The organism is Salsipaludibacter albus, from assembly GCF_019798055.1.
GTDB classification, from domain to species: domain Bacteria; phylum Actinomycetota; class Nitriliruptoria; order Nitriliruptorales; family Nitriliruptoraceae; genus Salsipaludibacter; species Salsipaludibacter albus.
Genome location: NZ_JAHOPH010000002.1, coordinates 53,222 through 67,288, shown reverse-complemented (window position 1 = coordinate 67,288; position 14,067 = coordinate 53,222). Strand labels below are relative to the sequence as shown.

16 protein-coding genes and 1 pseudogene are annotated in these 14,067 nt (G+C 72.7%); 4 read left to right on the top strand and 13 right to left on the bottom strand.

Going from position 1 to position 14,067, the window contains the following annotated elements:
* Positions 1 to 216: 216 nt before the first annotated feature.
* Both KR546_RS02150 and KR546_RS02145 read left to right on the top strand, forming a co-directional pair.
* Positions 217 to 1,632 (top strand): serine/threonine-protein kinase, encoded by a 1,416-nt coding sequence (locus KR546_RS02150; RefSeq protein WP_238443057.1) that lies wholly within the window; start codon positions 217 to 219, stop codon positions 1,630 to 1,632.
* Between the two features lie 85 nt (positions 1,633 to 1,717).
* On the top strand, positions 1,718 to 3,442 hold the full coding sequence (locus KR546_RS02145) for a glycoside hydrolase family 13 protein (protein ID WP_238443056.1): 1,725 nt from the start codon (positions 1,718 to 1,720) through the stop codon (positions 3,440 to 3,442).
* Here the strand turns inward: KR546_RS02145 and KR546_RS02140 are convergent.
* Genes KR546_RS02140 through KR546_RS02130 form a run of 3 tightly spaced genes read right to left on the bottom strand, consistent with a single transcriptional unit; the run spans position 3,429 to position 5,073 of the window.
* Positions 3,429 to 4,040 carry a hypothetical protein gene (locus KR546_RS02140; RefSeq protein ID WP_238443055.1) on the bottom strand — a complete coding sequence of 204 codons (612 nt, stop codon included), beginning with the start codon at positions 4,038 to 4,040 and terminating at the stop codon, positions 3,429 to 3,431. The two genes, KR546_RS02145 and KR546_RS02140, sit on opposite strands and share 14 nt — an antisense overlap.
* Entirely contained in the window at positions 4,040 to 4,471 is a 432-nt protein-coding gene (locus KR546_RS02135) for a hypothetical protein (RefSeq protein WP_238443054.1), read from the bottom strand. Before KR546_RS02135 ends, KR546_RS02140 begins: the two co-directional genes overlap by 1 nt.
* Positions 4,468 to 5,073, bottom strand: a complete 606-nt coding sequence (locus KR546_RS02130) for a WXG100 family type VII secretion target (RefSeq protein ID WP_238443053.1) — start codon at positions 5,071 to 5,073, stop codon at positions 4,468 to 4,470. The genes KR546_RS02135 and KR546_RS02130 overlap by 4 nt, the downstream gene beginning before the upstream one ends.
* Positions 5,074 to 5,280: 207 nt before the next feature.
* On the opposite strand from KR546_RS02130, the gene KR546_RS02125 reads away from it, so the two are divergent.
* Complete coding sequence (locus tag KR546_RS02125; RefSeq protein WP_238443052.1) at positions 5,281 to 5,889, top strand: hypothetical protein; 609 nt, start codon at positions 5,281 to 5,283, stop codon at positions 5,887 to 5,889.
* Positions 5,890 to 5,949: 60 nt separating this feature from the next.
* Here KR546_RS02125 and gyrA read toward each other — a convergent pair whose 3' ends face one another.
* The 9 genes and pseudogenes from gyrA to KR546_RS19880 all read right to left on the bottom strand — a co-directional run.
* Entirely contained in the window at positions 5,950 to 8,556 is a 2,607-nt protein-coding gene (gene gyrA, locus KR546_RS02120; protein WP_420804231.1) for a DNA gyrase subunit A, read from the bottom strand.
* Between the two features lie 429 nt (positions 8,557 to 8,985).
* A complete protein-coding gene (locus KR546_RS02115) occupies positions 8,986 to 9,510 on the bottom strand; it encodes a hypothetical protein (protein ID WP_238443051.1) in 525 nt (174 codons plus the stop codon).
* Positions 9,507 to 10,244, bottom strand: coding sequence for a hypothetical protein (locus KR546_RS02110; protein ID WP_238443050.1), 738 nt, complete (start codon positions 10,242 to 10,244; stop codon positions 9,507 to 9,509). The genes KR546_RS02115 and KR546_RS02110 overlap by 4 nt, the downstream gene beginning before the upstream one ends.
* A gap of 60 nt (positions 10,245 to 10,304) precedes the next feature.
* Positions 10,305 to 11,321, bottom strand: coding sequence for a hypothetical protein (locus KR546_RS02105; protein ID WP_238443049.1), 1,017 nt, complete (start codon positions 11,319 to 11,321; stop codon positions 10,305 to 10,307).
* Positions 11,322 to 11,401: 80 nt separating this feature from the next.
* On the bottom strand, positions 11,402 to 11,599 hold the full coding sequence (locus tag KR546_RS02100; RefSeq protein ID WP_238443184.1) for a hypothetical protein: 198 nt from the start codon (positions 11,597 to 11,599) through the stop codon (positions 11,402 to 11,404).
* Between the two features lie 200 nt (positions 11,600 to 11,799).
* On the bottom strand, positions 11,800 to 11,952 hold the full coding sequence (locus tag KR546_RS02095; RefSeq protein ID WP_238443048.1) for a hypothetical protein: 153 nt from the start codon (positions 11,950 to 11,952) through the stop codon (positions 11,800 to 11,802).
* Between the two features lie 134 nt (positions 11,953 to 12,086).
* On the bottom strand, positions 12,087 to 12,647 hold the full coding sequence (locus KR546_RS02090; protein WP_238443047.1) for a VanZ family protein: 561 nt from the start codon (positions 12,645 to 12,647) through the stop codon (positions 12,087 to 12,089).
* Between the two features lie 2 nt (positions 12,648 to 12,649).
* Positions 12,650 to 12,886 (bottom strand): hypothetical protein, encoded by a 237-nt coding sequence (locus KR546_RS02085; RefSeq protein WP_238443046.1) that lies wholly within the window; start codon positions 12,884 to 12,886, stop codon positions 12,650 to 12,652.
* 182 nt (positions 12,887 to 13,068) lie between these two features.
* A pseudogene (locus KR546_RS19880) lies at positions 13,069 to 13,188 on the bottom strand (hypothetical protein); the annotation flags it as partial.
* On the opposite strand from KR546_RS19880, the gene KR546_RS02075 reads away from it, so the two are divergent.
* A complete protein-coding gene (locus tag KR546_RS02075; RefSeq protein WP_238443045.1) occupies positions 13,135 to 13,590 on the top strand; it encodes a hypothetical protein in 456 nt (151 codons plus the stop codon). The pseudogene KR546_RS19880 and the gene KR546_RS02075 overlap by 54 nt on opposite strands.
* A gap of 27 nt (positions 13,591 to 13,617) precedes the next feature.
* Here KR546_RS02075 and KR546_RS02070 read toward each other — a convergent pair whose 3' ends face one another.
* On the bottom strand, positions 13,618 to 14,067 hold the full coding sequence (locus tag KR546_RS02070) for an acyl-CoA thioesterase (RefSeq protein WP_238443044.1): 450 nt from the start codon (positions 14,065 to 14,067) through the stop codon (positions 13,618 to 13,620).

Sequence of the window (14,067 nt, the reverse complement as noted above, 5' to 3'; positions counted from 1 at the left end):
CCGAGCGGGGCGGCTCCCCGACAGGGGACCAGATCACACCGGAGGCTACCTCACCCATCACGGGTGATGGCGAGCGCGATCGGCCCGAACGGGCGCTCCACGGACGTTCCACGCAGCGTGGCGCGAGCCGGAGAACTGAGGGGAATCTCGTGGTCTTCAGGTATCGTTCGACGGCACCGGATCGCGTCCGTCCCGTCCCGAACACGAGGTTTCCGCATGGCCGCCGTGCGCCTTCCGGGATTCACCGACTTCGAACTCCTCGGCGAGGGTGGCTTCGCGACCGTCTACCGGGCGCGCCAGGCCGACTTCGACCGTGACGTCGCGGTGAAGGTCCTCAACGTCGGGCTGGACGCCCGCCAGCGCGCCGCGTTCGAGCGCGAGTGCCGTGCCATGGGCGTCGTGTCCCAGCACCCCCACATCGTCACGGTCTACTCGGCCGGCTGGACCCAGGCCAGCGAGCCGTGCATCGTCATGGAGCTGTTCGACCGGGGCACGACCGCCGACCTGCTGCGCGCGGACGGAGCCGTCGACCATGCCGAGGTGCTCGACATCGGCGTGAAGATGTGCGGCGCCCTGCAGACGGCCCACGACCGCGGCGTCCTGCACCGCGACATCAAGCCGCAGAACATCTTCCTGTCGGCGTTCGGCGAGCCGGCGCTGGGCGACTTCGGGATCTCGGCGTTCGCCGGTGACGGCACCGGCGAGGGGGCCGGCGTGGGGGGCTTCTCGATCCACTACGCCGCACCCGAGGTCATCGAGCGACGCCACGCCGACCACCTGTCGGACGTCTACTCGCTGGGCGCGACGCTCTACACCCTGCTGGCCGGTCGTCGACCGTTCGCCACGCCCGGTCGCAGTCAGTCCACCCGCGACGTCGCGTTGCGGGTCCTGCGCGAGACGCCACCGCGCCTGGCCGGCGTCCCGGGTCCGGTCGCCGAGCTGGTGATGACCACGCTGTCCAAGCGTCCCGAGGAACGGCCCGCGTCGGCCGCCTCGCTCGGGCGTGAGCTGCAGGCCCTGCAGGAGTCGCTCGGCCTGACCCGGACCCGGTTCACGGTGTCGGGCGACGCCCCGACCCCGTCGCCCGCCGGCGCCGGACCCGACCTCGAGGAGCCGACCGCCACGGTCGCGCGGCCGTCCCAGCGCACCCGCGCCAGCGACGAGCCGGAGCGCTCGCCGGTCTCGCGTCGGCGCCTGGCGATCAGCGTGGCGGCGGGCGTCGTGACGATCGGCGGGATCGGCCTGCTGGCGTGGTCGGCGGCCCGGACCCCGCCGAGCGACCCGGTGCCGACGGCACTCGCGACCGACGACGCCGTGGTCGACGACGACTTCTTCGACCTGGTGGCGACCCCGACCGCCGTCCGGCTCGAGCAGCTCGACGACGGCCGGGTCCAGGTCCGCTGGCAGGGCCCCGAGGACGCCACCTTCGAGGTGCAGCGGGTCGACGGGGCCGCCGGTGACGAGGCCGCCATGACGGCGGAGGCCTCACCACTGGTCCTGGACGACGTCGTCGGTCAGCGGCCCTGCGTCGTCGTGCGGGCCCTGGGCGCCAACGGCCGCCTGTCCGAGGACAGCCCCCCCGCCTGCCTGGGTGAGGCCGCGCCCTCGCCCGCGCCGAGCCCCACCCCCTGAGGAGCCAGCCGAACACCGAACACGCCCGGACACCGCGCGGCACCATGGACGGTCCACCGCCCGACCGCACCCCGAGGACCACGGCATGTCCAGGACCCGCCCCGAGACCTGGTGGCACGACGCGGTCGTCTACCAGGTCTATCCCCGCAGCTTCGCCGACGGGACCGGTGACGGCATCGGCGACCTGGCCGGCATGGCCGACCGACTCGATCACCTCGCCTGGCTGGGCGTCGACGTCGTGTGGCTGTCGCCCGTGTACCCGTCGCCCCAGGACGACAACGGCTACGACATCGCCGACTACCGGGACATCGACCCGCTCTACGGCGACCTCGACGGGTTCGACCACCTGGTCGACGAGCTGCATGCCCGCGACATGCGACTGGTCATGGACCTGGTCGTCAACCACACCTCCGACGAGCACGACTGGTTCGTGGACTCGCGGTCCGGGCCCGACTCCGCACGCCGTGACTGGTACTGGTGGCGCCCCCCGCGCCCCGGCCACGAACCCGGGAGCCCCGGCGCAGAGCCCACCAACTGGGGCAGCTTCTTCTCCGGGTCCGCCTGGGAGTTCGACGAGTCGTCGGGCGAGTACTACCTGCACCTGTTCTCGCGCAAGCAGCCGGACCTGAACTGGGAGAACCCGGCGGTGCGGACGGCGGTGCACGAGATGATGAACTGGTGGCTGGACCGCGGGGTCGACGGGTTCCGCATGGACGTCATCAACCTGATCTCCAAGGACCCCGAGCTGCCCGACGGTCCGGTCATGGGCGGGTCCCCGTACGGCGACGGCTCGGCCCACTACGTGTGCGGGCCCCGGATCCACGAGTTCCTCCAGGAGATGCACCGGGAGGTGTTCGCCGACCGGACCGACCGGCTCCTGACCGTCGGCGAGATGCCGGGTGTCACGGTCGAGCAGGCCCGGGACTTCACCGACCCCGCCCGGGCCGAGGTCGACATGGTGTTCCAGTTCGAGCACGTCGCGCTGGACCAGGCGGCCAGCAAGTGGGACCACCGCCCGCTGTCACTGGTGGAGTTCAAGACGACCATGAACCGGTGGCAGGTCGGGCTGGCCGACGTCGGCTGGAACAGCCTCTACCTCGAGAACCACGACCAGCCCCGCAGCGTGTCGCGCTTCGGCGACGACGGCCAGTGGCGCGCCCGCTCGGCGACGATGCTGGCCACCGTCGTGCACCTGCACCACGGCACGCCCTACGTCTACCAGGGCCAGGAGATCGGGATGGCCAACTTCCCGTTCACCGATGCGGACCAGTTCCGCGACATCGAGTCGGTCAACCACCACGCGGCCGCGCTGGCCGCGGGCGCCGACCGTGACGACCTGCTCGCCGCCATGGCGCCGATGAGCCGCGACAACGCCCGGACCCCGATGCAGTGGGACGCGACGGAGCATGCGGGGTTCACGACCGGCCAGCCGTGGATCGCGGTCAACCCGGACCACGTCGACTGGAACGTGGCCGCCCAGCGCGACGACCCGACGTCGGTGCTGCACCACTACCGGGCACTGATCGCCCTGCGCCACGACCACGACGTGGTCGCGATCGGCGACTTCACGATGCTGGCGCCCGAGGACCCGCACGTCTACGCGTTCCTGCGTCGCCACGACGACGTCGAGCTGCTCGTGCTGGGCAACTTCACCGACGCCGACCGGACGGTGGACCTGGGCGAGGCCGCGGGCGACTGGGCCGGCACGGAGGTGCTGCTGGGCAACGTGTCCGGCGACCCGCCCGACGACCCCGCCGCGCTGCGCCCGTGGGAGGCACGCGTGCACCGTCGCGAGGTCAGCCCCGGCTGAGGCCGGCCCACAATCGGTCCCACGCCAGCGCCGACGTCGTCGGCTCGAGCCGGGTCCCGTCCTGGTGGAACAGGCCGGCACGGTCGGCGTCGAGCACGGTCACCTCCGCCTCGACGGCCCCGGACGGACCGGGGAACTGCAACGACCACCAGCGCAGTCGTGCGGGGTCGACGCTGGGAGGCAGGTGCGTGGCGAGGGCGGAGCCGGGGTAGTCGAGCACCGCCGTCGGGACGTCGGTCGGATCGTCGACCGTGAAGGGCGGGGACGCCGGCACGGGACGCCACTGGAGGCCCACCGACTCGACCACCAGGTGGACCAACGCGTCGAGGTGGGACGACACCAGGCCGTCGCCAGTCCGCGCCGGGTCGCCCCCGTCCCCGTCCAGCAGCAGGGCGACCCCGTCGCCCGCGTGCAGGTCGAGGCGGGTCAGCCCGTCCGGCGCGGCCAGCAGGCACCGCGCGACGACTCGCGTGCCGGCCAGCGCACCGACCAGCTCGTCCGCGCCGACCAGCTCGGCCAGCTCGTCGGCGAGCCGGTCGGGTGACCCGCGTCGTGCCTGGTCCAGGGCGTCACGCGACAGCTGCACGGCGGTGGCCATCAGCCGTCCTCCAGCGACCCGCTCGGCACGCCGGTGACTTGGACGCCGTCGAGCAGGGCCAGCAGGTCGTCGTGTCGCTCGGGCAGGACGGCGGTCGGGACGGTCACGGCCGCGACCAGGCTGCGGCCGGGCGCCCCGACGACCCGGGTGCAGGTCGTCGTGGACCGGTCCTCGTCCAGCCATGCATGGCGCGCCACGAACCCGTCGCCTCGTTCGTCCACGTCGACCAGGACCGCGCCCGGGGCACTGCGAGCCGCGTCCCACCACGCCTCCACGGTCAGCCGGACCGGCGCCTCGCGCAGTACCAGGACCGGCCCGTCGGGGTCCGACGAGCCGAAGGCGGCGGCCTCGGGCCCGGTCTCGGCCAGCCGCCAGTCCCCCGGCAGGGCGAGCTCGACCCCGCCACTGCTGGCCAGCGTGACGGTCCTCATGTCCACCACCGATCCAGGTGCGTCCGCACCGTGGCCGGCTCACGGACGGGGGCGGGCAGGCCGGTCGAGCGCGCGTCGGCGTCGGCCGGTGCCACGTCGGGCACGGTCACGGGTCCGCCCGCGACCGGCACGGCGCCACCGGTGGTGAGCTCGTCGAGGCGTGGCCCGGAGGATCCGGCCAGGACCCGACGCACCGCACTGCTGGTGGGGGCGATCGCCGTGACGCCACGACGGGCGACCTCGTCGGGTGCCCCGCCGTGGTCGGCCAGTCCCCCGCCCGGGTCGGTGCCGGCGACCCCGGCCGGAACGCCGCCGGCCGAGCCGGAACCCTGCATGCCGCCGGACGTCGACCGCTGGTCGGCGGCCTCGCGACGCAGGTCGGCGGCCATCGACCGCAGGTCGTCGACCACGAGGTCGAGGTGGCGGGACTGCTCGCGACGCCAGGTGGTCCGGAACCGGTCGGCGTCCGCCCCGACCCACGGCACCCGGGACAGCATCGCGGTCAGCGAGGACCGGCTGCCCGCCAGCTCGGACGCGCGCCGTTCGAACCGCCCGGCCAGCGTCTCGAGCTGGTCGGGATCGGCGCCGAGCACGTCGCCCACGCTTCCTCCTGATCGGCCCGGCCAGCACGGTCCGCGGCCACCTGGAGCAAGTATGGCGCATCGACCGGGCCGGACCATCACCCCTGCCGGGGGATGGACGGTCGTCGCCGGCGCCGCCCACGGGTCGCCCGGGGTCCTTCTTGCGCTGGTCTTGCACCGGTCGAGGATGGTGTGGTGGTGACGTCCACGACGACGGGGGAACCCACGATGACACCATCCACGACTCGTTCCACGACGACCGGCCGCGCGCTGGTCGCCGTGCTCGCTGCCACGCTGCTGCTGGCCGGAACGGTGACGACGGCCAGCGCCACGCCGCAGGGCCACACCGCCGAGGACCACCTGGCAGGGCGCTTCTACGGCAACTTCGACGTCGATGTCCTGCTGTTCACCGGCGCGGAGGTCACCAACATCTGCACCGGGGCGGCCGAGCCGATCGTGCTGGCACGGGTGTTCGACCGACAGGACGGCAGCGTCGACCTCAAGGTGAACTCGGGCGACATGCCGATCTTCCTGTACCGGTCCCCGCTGGGCGCCCCGGAGTTCATCGACGCGACCTGCACGGCGCTCTTCGACGGCGACCCGGCGACGACGCCGGTCCCACCGTTCGCTACCGGGAGCGCAAACTTCTCCGAGCGCATCACGGTCCACCCCGACGGGTACCAGGAGCACGCCAACGGGGTCAACGGCATGGCCACGAGCCCGGACGGGACCACGTGGAAGGTGCGCACCTGGGCCGACTTCGCGATCGACGATGGCGTGCTGGTCGGCGACCCGGCCGAGTTCCAGGGGCTGGCCATCACCCGCATGAGGCGCTGAGCGGGGCGGTCGCCGACCGGCCCGGGGTCACCGCAGGGGTGGCCCCGGGCCGGCCGGGGGTCAGTTCGCGTCCGGTTCGCCCGGGACCTCGCCAGGGACCTCGTCCGGGTCCGCCTCGTCCACGTCCGCCTCGTCGACGGTGGCGTCGGCCGGCTCGGCAACGATGTCGCCGTCCGGGTCCGCGTCGGTGTCGAGGTCCGGGTCGTCCTCCGGGTCGTCGGAGTCGACGACCAGTGCGAGGCCCACGACCGCGTGGTTGCCGGTGTCCATCAGGCGGACGCCCGAGGTCGACCGACCCAGCGGCCGGACGTCCAGCACGTCCATGCGGATCAGCGTGCCGGAGTCGCTGACCAGGAGGATCTCGGCGTCCTCCCACGGCACGATCTTCGCCCCGGCGAGCCACTCGTCGTCGTCCAGGCGATGGGTGATCAGTCCCTGGCCACCCCGGCCCTGGCGCGAGTACTCGGCGATCTTGGTCCGCTTGCCCTTGCCCTTGCGGGTCACGGTCAGCAGGTACCGGTCGGTGGCGTCGGTCACGGGCGCCATGCCCAGCACGGCGTCCTCGTTGCTCACCAGCCGCATGCCACGCACGCCGGTCGCCGTCCGGCCCATGGACCGGACGTCGGACTCGTGGAAGCGGATCGCCTTGCCGGCACGCGACACCAGCATCACGTCGTCGTCGCCGGTGGTCACGGCCACGCTGATCAGTTCGTCGTCGTCGCGCAGGTTGATCGCGATCAGGACGCTGTAGGCCGAGTCGAAGTCGTCCAGCGGCGTGCGCTTGACCGTGCCGTTGCGGGTCGCGAACGTCACGAAGCGCTCGTCGTCGAACTCCGTCAGCGACATCACCGCCGCGACGGTCTCGTCCGGCTCGAACGCCAGGCCGGGGACGTTGGCGACGTAGACGCCCTTGGCGTCCCGTGCCTTCTCCGGGATCTGGTAGCCCTTGATCCGGTACATCCGGCCCTGGTTGGTGAAGAACAACAGGTGGTCGTGGGTCGAGGTGGTCAGCAGCGTCGAGATGATGTCGTCACCACGGGTGGCCTGGCCACGCACGCCCTTGCCGCCACGGCGCTGGACCTTGAACGCCTCGACCGGGGTGCGCTTGATGTAGCCCCCCTCGGTCAGCGTCACGACGACGTCCGAGACCGGGATCAGGTCCTCGACGGTCATCTCGCCGTCGTAGGGGATCACCCGGGAGCGGCGATCGTCGGCGAAGCGCTCCCGGACGTCGGCCAGCTCCTCCTTGATGATCGCCTTGACCCGCTCGGGGTCCCCGAGGATGTCGGTCAGGTCGGCGATGAGCTCCTGCAGGTCGGCGTACTCGTCGGTGATCCGCTGGCGCTCGAGCGCGGCCAGGCGCCGCAGCTGCATGTCGAGGATCGCCTGCGCCTGGATGTCGGACAGCGCGTAGCGCTCGATCAGGCCGAGCTTCGCGGCGTCGGCCGACTCCGACGAGCGGATCAGGTCGATGATCTCGTCGATGTGGTCCAGCGCCGTGAGCAGTCCCTCGAGGACGTGCGCCCGGGCGCGGGCCTTGCGCAGCCGGTAGGCGGTGCGCCGTTCGACGACGTCGACCTGGTGGTCGATGTAGTGGCGCAGGGCCTGGTCCAGGGTGAGCGTCTTGGGCACCCCGTCGACCAGGGCGAGCAGGTTGACCCCGAAGGTGTCCTGCAACTGGGTGTGCTTGTAGAGCTGGTTGAGGACCACCTGCGGGTTGGCGTCACGCTTCAGGTCGATCACCATCCGCATGCCCTGGCGCGACGACTCGTCGCGCAGGTCGGCGATCCCGGTGATCACCCGGTCGTTGACCAGCTTGGCGATCTTGATGAGGAGGTTGGCCTTGTTGACCATGTACGGGATCTCGGTGACGACGATCCGGGTGCGGTCACGCGAGCCCTCACCCTCCTCGATGGTGGCCACGGCCCGCACCTTCACCGAGCCACGCCCGGTGGTGTAGGCGTCGTAGGCACCGGCCTGGCCCAGGATCAGCCCGCCGGTCGGGAAGTCGGGTGCCGGGACGTACTCCATCAGGTCGACCGCGGTCAGGGTCGGGTCGTCCAGCAGCGCGTTGGTCGCGTCGACCAGCTCGTGGAGGTTGTGCGGCGGGATGTTGGTGGCCATGCCGACCGCGATGCCGGTGGCACCGTTGGCGAGCAGGTTCGGGAACCGGCCCGGCAGCACGACCGGCTGCTCCTCGTAGCCGTCGTAGTTGGGCTCGAAGTCGACCGTGTCCTCGTCGATGTCGCGCAGCAGCTCCATCGCCAGGCGGGACAGGCGCGACTCGGTGTAGCGCATCGCCGCCGGCGGGTCGCCGTCCACCGAACCGAAGTTGCCGTGGCCGTCGATCAGCTCGTAGCGGATCGAGAAGTCCTGGCCCATCCGGACCAGGGCGTCGTAGATCGCCGAGTCGCCGTGCGGGTGGTACTTCTTCATCACGTCGCCGACGGCCGACGCGCACTTGCGGTACGGGGAGGTGGGGCCCAGCCCGGTCTCCTCCATCGAGTACAGGATCCGGCGGTGGACCGGCTTGAGCCCGTCCCGCACGTCCGGCAGCGCACGTCCCACGATCACGCTCATGGCGTAGTCGAGGTAGGACGCCCGCATCTCGTCCTCGATGACGACCGTGGACACCCGGGCGGCCAGCGGCTCGCCGCGCTCGTCCAGGGGGGTGCCGTCCTCGGCCCGCGGGATCGGGTCGGCAGCGGTCACCTCGACGGTGCCACCGTCACCGGTGACGTCGGCGGGGGTGGCGTCCACGGGGTCGGGGACGGCGCCGTCGCCGGACGGTCCGGGCGTCCCGTCGGTCGTGGGATCGGGCTCGTCGGCCACGCGTCGTCCAGTCGTCGTCGGTCAGTCGGGGAGGCGGCCCACGGAGGTGGATCGGGGCACCGTCGTCGGGTGCATCGTCGCGATCGGGTCGGTGCTGCGTGCGCGATGCGTCGCGTCCGACGGCGGGGGCCGGGGAGGGGACGAGCGAGATCCTCACGAACACGCGTTTCACACGTCGAAAACGCCATCCACGCCACGGCTGCGCCTGTCCCCCAGTGTACTCGAACGGGGGTCTGCGATCACCGACGCGGCGACGACCCCGGCTCAGCGCTGGACGGCACGCAGAAGGTGCCAGGACGCGGCACCCCAGGTCGCCAGCAGGCCCGGCCCCACGACCGGGTCGACCGTCGGCGTCCCGATCGTGAACCCGCCGAGGTACGGGGCGTCGAACAGGTCGAACGGCGGGGTCACGAGCGGACGGGTCGGGTCGCCGGCCACCTCCATGCCCATGGAGAAGTACCGGCGAGCGCGCAGCACCGTCCGCGCCGGGACGACCTCGGCCGGACCGTGCACCTCGATCACCCGGTCACGCCGACGGGCCAGCCCGCGTCGGGGCTGGACCAGCGTCAACGTGGGGTCCCCGTCGAAGCTGACCGCCACCCCCTGCTGCAGGAGGTCGAGCAGCGGACGATCGGCGTGGGCATGCCCGGAGGGGCAGACGATCTCGACCAGCGGCGAGTCCGCGACCCGGGCCCGGACCCGGTCGTCGGCCACCTCCAGCTCCAGCGGACCCCACGGAGCACGTCGGTACAGCGTCACGACCTCGCCGATGGGGACGTCTCCGGTCATCGGTCGTCCTCCCGGGCTGCCGTGTCGGACCGTGGCGGCGGATCTGCACGACGTCCCGTCACGACGTCGCCGAGCAACTCGGTGGCCCGGGCGACGGTCACCGGCTCGAGGGTGACCGGGACGTCCTCGTCGCCCGACCGAGGCGGGTGGTCGACCACCCACACGCCGTCGGTGCCGGTGTCGACGACCGTCACGACCGTGTCGGCGTCGTGCTCACCCCAGCTGCCCGTGGCGCGCCAGGCCAGGCGCCAGGCGTCGGCCAGCCGGTCCAGCGCCGCGGGCACCGGACGGCCGTCACCGGGTCGCAGCAACGCGTCGAGGTCGTGGGCGGTGGTGGTGAGCGGGCTACGGCCCTCGGGCTCGGCGCGAGCCTGCAGGTTGGTCCACTGCAGGAGCAGTGCGGGCACGAGCCGCAGCTGGGTCGCGGTGACGACGACGTTGCCCTGCGCGTCCGGCTCCGACAGGGTCGCCCGCCCACCGGCGCCCCAGGCGACGAACAGCGGCTTCATCACCGTGCCGTCGAAGCGCTCGACCACGGTGGCGCGGACCGGGGCGACTGCCAGCGTCGCCATGGCCGCGACGAGGGGCTCGACGGTGCCGTCGGGGTCCACCAGGCCGGCGTCGACCAGGTCCTCGGGGACGGCCGACGCGGTGCCGGTCGCCAACTGGGCCAGGTCGACCAGTCGCTCGTTCGGCACGGTCAGGCGCGCGTCGCCACGCTCCAGGGTGATCACCGTGGGTCCTGTCCTTCGGGGGTCCCGGCGTGTCCGGGGCCCGGGGCTCGGGGGGCGGGGTCAGTCGAACAGGCCACCGAGGCCGCCGACGATAGCCCCGCCGGCATCGGCCAGGCCGCCGCCGACGTCCCCGACCAGGTCCGTCCCGGCGTCCCAGGCGTCGGACGCGACGTCGGACCCCCAGTCCACGACGTCGGACGCGATGTCGGTGCCCGCGTCCCACGCGTCCGAGGCGAAGTCGGTGATCTCGTCCCAGTGGTCGACGACCTCGGCGCCCGCCCACACCAGGCCGGTGCCGACGGCGATGGCCCCGGTCACCGGGTTGGGGGCGACCAGGAAGGCCGTCGTCGAGGCACTGAAGGCGGTCGAGGCGACGTCGGCGACGTAGCCGGCTCCCTCGCGCTCGAAGGCGTCGATCGGGTTGCCCTGCTGGTACAGGTCCACGATCCCGGCGCCGGTGCCGACCACGCCTCCCACGATCCCGACACGGGTGGTCAGCAGCCGGCCGGCGGGGCCGTCCAGCCACGTCGCCGCCGTGCCGAGCACGCCCGGGGCCGTGCCGAGCAGGGGCAGCAGGTGGCGGCCCACCATGCCGGTCTGGAAGATCGGCGGGATCCCGCGGGCCATGCGGGTCATCTTCCCGAACGCGAGGGCCAGGGGGACGAGCGGGAAGTGGTCGCCGAACCCGAAGATGTTGAAGAACTCGGCACCGAAGAACTGCCCGACGACCTCGCCCGGCCACCCGGTCGATCCCGGCTCGCTGCCCGCCGGGCCGGGTCCCGGAGCACCACCCGTGCCACCGCCTCCCGCCAGCGAGTCCGAGGCCTGGCGCTGCTGGCCGGCCTGCGAGACCAGGTGCTCGGACTGCGCCCGCAGGAGGTCGGCGGCGACCAGGACCTGCTGGCGTCCTTGGCCGGACCACCATCGTCGGAACTCGTCGGCGTGGGGTCCCCGCCACCAGGCCGAGCGGACCGCGCCGTCCACCTGGCTGACCTGGGTGCGGCACTGGTCGGCCCGCGACGACATCGCCCGGGCCAACGCCTCGAGCTGGTCGACATCGGCGCCCAGCTGTGCCATGCCCGTCCTCCACTCCGACTGGAAGGGACGCTACGAGATGTCCCTCGTGGTCGAATCACCCCTGCCGGGTGATCCGGCCGTCAGCGCGGGTCGCGCGGGTCGCGGCCGTCGTCGGCCCGGTGCGCCGCCGCCAGGATCAACCCGCCGAACAGGGCACCGGCCACCACGCCCGCCAGGACCGAGGTCACCACCGGGAGCCCCAGGAACCAGGCCATGCCTCCGACGATCACCAACCCGATCAGGGCGGCGACCACGGCGGCGCGCAACGTGCGATCCATGGGCGGTCCTCCGGTCGTGCGGGTGGCGGGGGCAGCAGATCGGCGGCACCGTACCCGCGCCGGCGTTCTCGACGGGCATCACTCGCGCCGGGTGATGCAGGCTCCCGTCACCGAGTACATCCCCCTGATCGACAACGCGGACACGCTGGGCGACGGCATGGCGATCGCCCCGCGACGAGACCACCGACTCGAGGTGCGCCTCAGGCGTCGTCATCGCCCCGTCGACGGGTCAGCGGCAGCAGGGTGACCGCGACGACCAGGGCGACCACGAGCCCGACCGGCCAGGTCACCGCCGCGCCGATCGCGGCGCCCACCACGGCCGCCACGACCAGGATGGCCACCAAGGCCGTCACGTCGCCTCCGCGCAGCCGGGATCAGGTCGACCGCACGATACCCGCAGCGGCAGCGGCGCCGACGGCTCGCCTGCAGCGATGCCGTGGCCGCGCCTGCGTTGGGAGGCGCGTCGCCGGCGGGTCCGCGACTCACCTCACGTCGTCGGACGGCCATCCTGACCCACGAGGTGCGACCGCCCTCGGGCGTCCGTGACCAGGCGGGCGGCGAACCAGCCGACCGTCGCGCCGGCGAGGTTCAGCAAGACGTCGTCCAGGCTGCCCACCCGCCCAAGCCCGACGAACTGCCAGGCCTCGACGGCCACGGACAGCACAAGCGGGATCAGCAACGCCCGGGCGCCATGATCGGGCAGGGCGAGCCGCGCGAAGGCCCCGACGGGGACGTAGAGGACGACGTTGAGGACGAGCAGGAGCGCCGCCAGCGAGCGCGGGTCGTCCCACAACACGGGCAGGTCTTGCAGCCCGCCGCCTCCCGGGCGCAGAACGAGGTCCCCGTCACTGGCCAGTGCGGGCGGCCATCCGTGCGGCAGGGCGGTGGCGGCCAGCACCACGGCCACGCTGCCCAGGAGCAGGACCATCGGGAGGCGCTCGCGATGTCGTGGGTCCCGGGCCACCCGGACGGCCACGACCGCGGTGGCCGCGACGACGAGGACCGCCACGACGACCGGCAGCCCAGAACGTTGTGCCAGGGTGTCCATCCTCACCCGCTCCCCGAGGCAGCCGGGTCCTCGGACCGCTGCAGTTGGACACAGGCCGACGACGGGGTCGGGAGCACACCGTCCACCAAGAACTCCTCGACCACGATGGCGACATCGGAGTCGTTGAAGCCAGTGTGCCGTGGCCTGCCCACCGTGCATCGGTCGGCCATGGCCCGCAATGTCTTGGAGGCGTCCGCGAGTGCGGCCGGCGTGACCACGTCCGCGCTCGATCCGAGCACGCGCACGTCCTGCCGGGCACCAGGTCCCCGCTGCCCACCCGCGCCGGAGCATCGAGCAGGCGCGAGCGAACCGCCTCGTACCCGGATTCCAGCGTCGCCGCGAGCTCCCGGTCGCAGGCGTCCCGGCAGGAGTCGGCCAGCGCGTCCAGCGACTCCCTCACCGCGTTCCGCACCGCCCGGGTGCGGTCCGACCACGGTACGTCGAGCCCAACCGGTCCGTCGAGGACGGCCCGGCGCACGTGGCCGGGATGCCGCTCCAGGTACGCCTGGGCCACGCCGGTGCCGTACGAACAGGTGAGCAGCTCGACCGTCTCCACGCCAAGTGCACGCCGCAGGACCTCGAGGACTGGTTGGACGAGGCCGAACGACTCGTCGACCTGCTCGAGCGCTCTCGAGCGGACGCGGAGGTCGTCCTGACGGCCTACCTCGACACGGCGATGCGGTGGCAGGGACCGATCCGGCTCGCGAACCTCGACCTCGCCGTCCGACATGCACCCGGCGTCGGCCCACGGGTCGAGCAACTCCAGCACCGGTGGCGCCGACTGGTGTCCCACGACGACGTCGCGGCCAGCGCCACCCTCGGCGTGCTGACGCGGCCGATCGTGCAACTGGGCGATGGGCGAGTCGTGCAGGAACGGAGCGCGCTCGTCGAGGCCGCGACGATGGTCCTGGCCGCGCTTGACCCGGGCCACGCGACCGACTGAGGTCCGATCGGCTCCAGGGGCGGTCGCTCAGTCAGCGACGAGCCCCTCGATGCCCGGCCGCAGCGGATGGGGGACGGGGACCGGCTTGCCGGTGGACCGGTCGACGAACACGTGCACGAACCGACCGGTCGCAACCGGCTCGATGCGGTCAGCCGCGAACACGCCCAGCTCCCACACCACCGAGGACCGGCCCAGTCGGCCCACCCGCAGGCCCAGCTCGACCGGGTCCGGGAACGCCACGGGGGCGTAGTAGTCACAGCCCGACGAGACGACGAAGCCCACGACGTCGCCGTGGATGTCCAGGCCGTGGTCGATCATCCAGTCGTTGACGACCGTGTCGAACCACGAGTAGTACACGACGTTGTTGACGTGGCCGTAGACGTCGTTGTCACGCCACCGCGTGTCGAGCACCCGGTGGTGGACGTAGTCGTCCCGCGACGGGGGCGCACCGCCCGGATCGTGGGCCGACGACGCCAC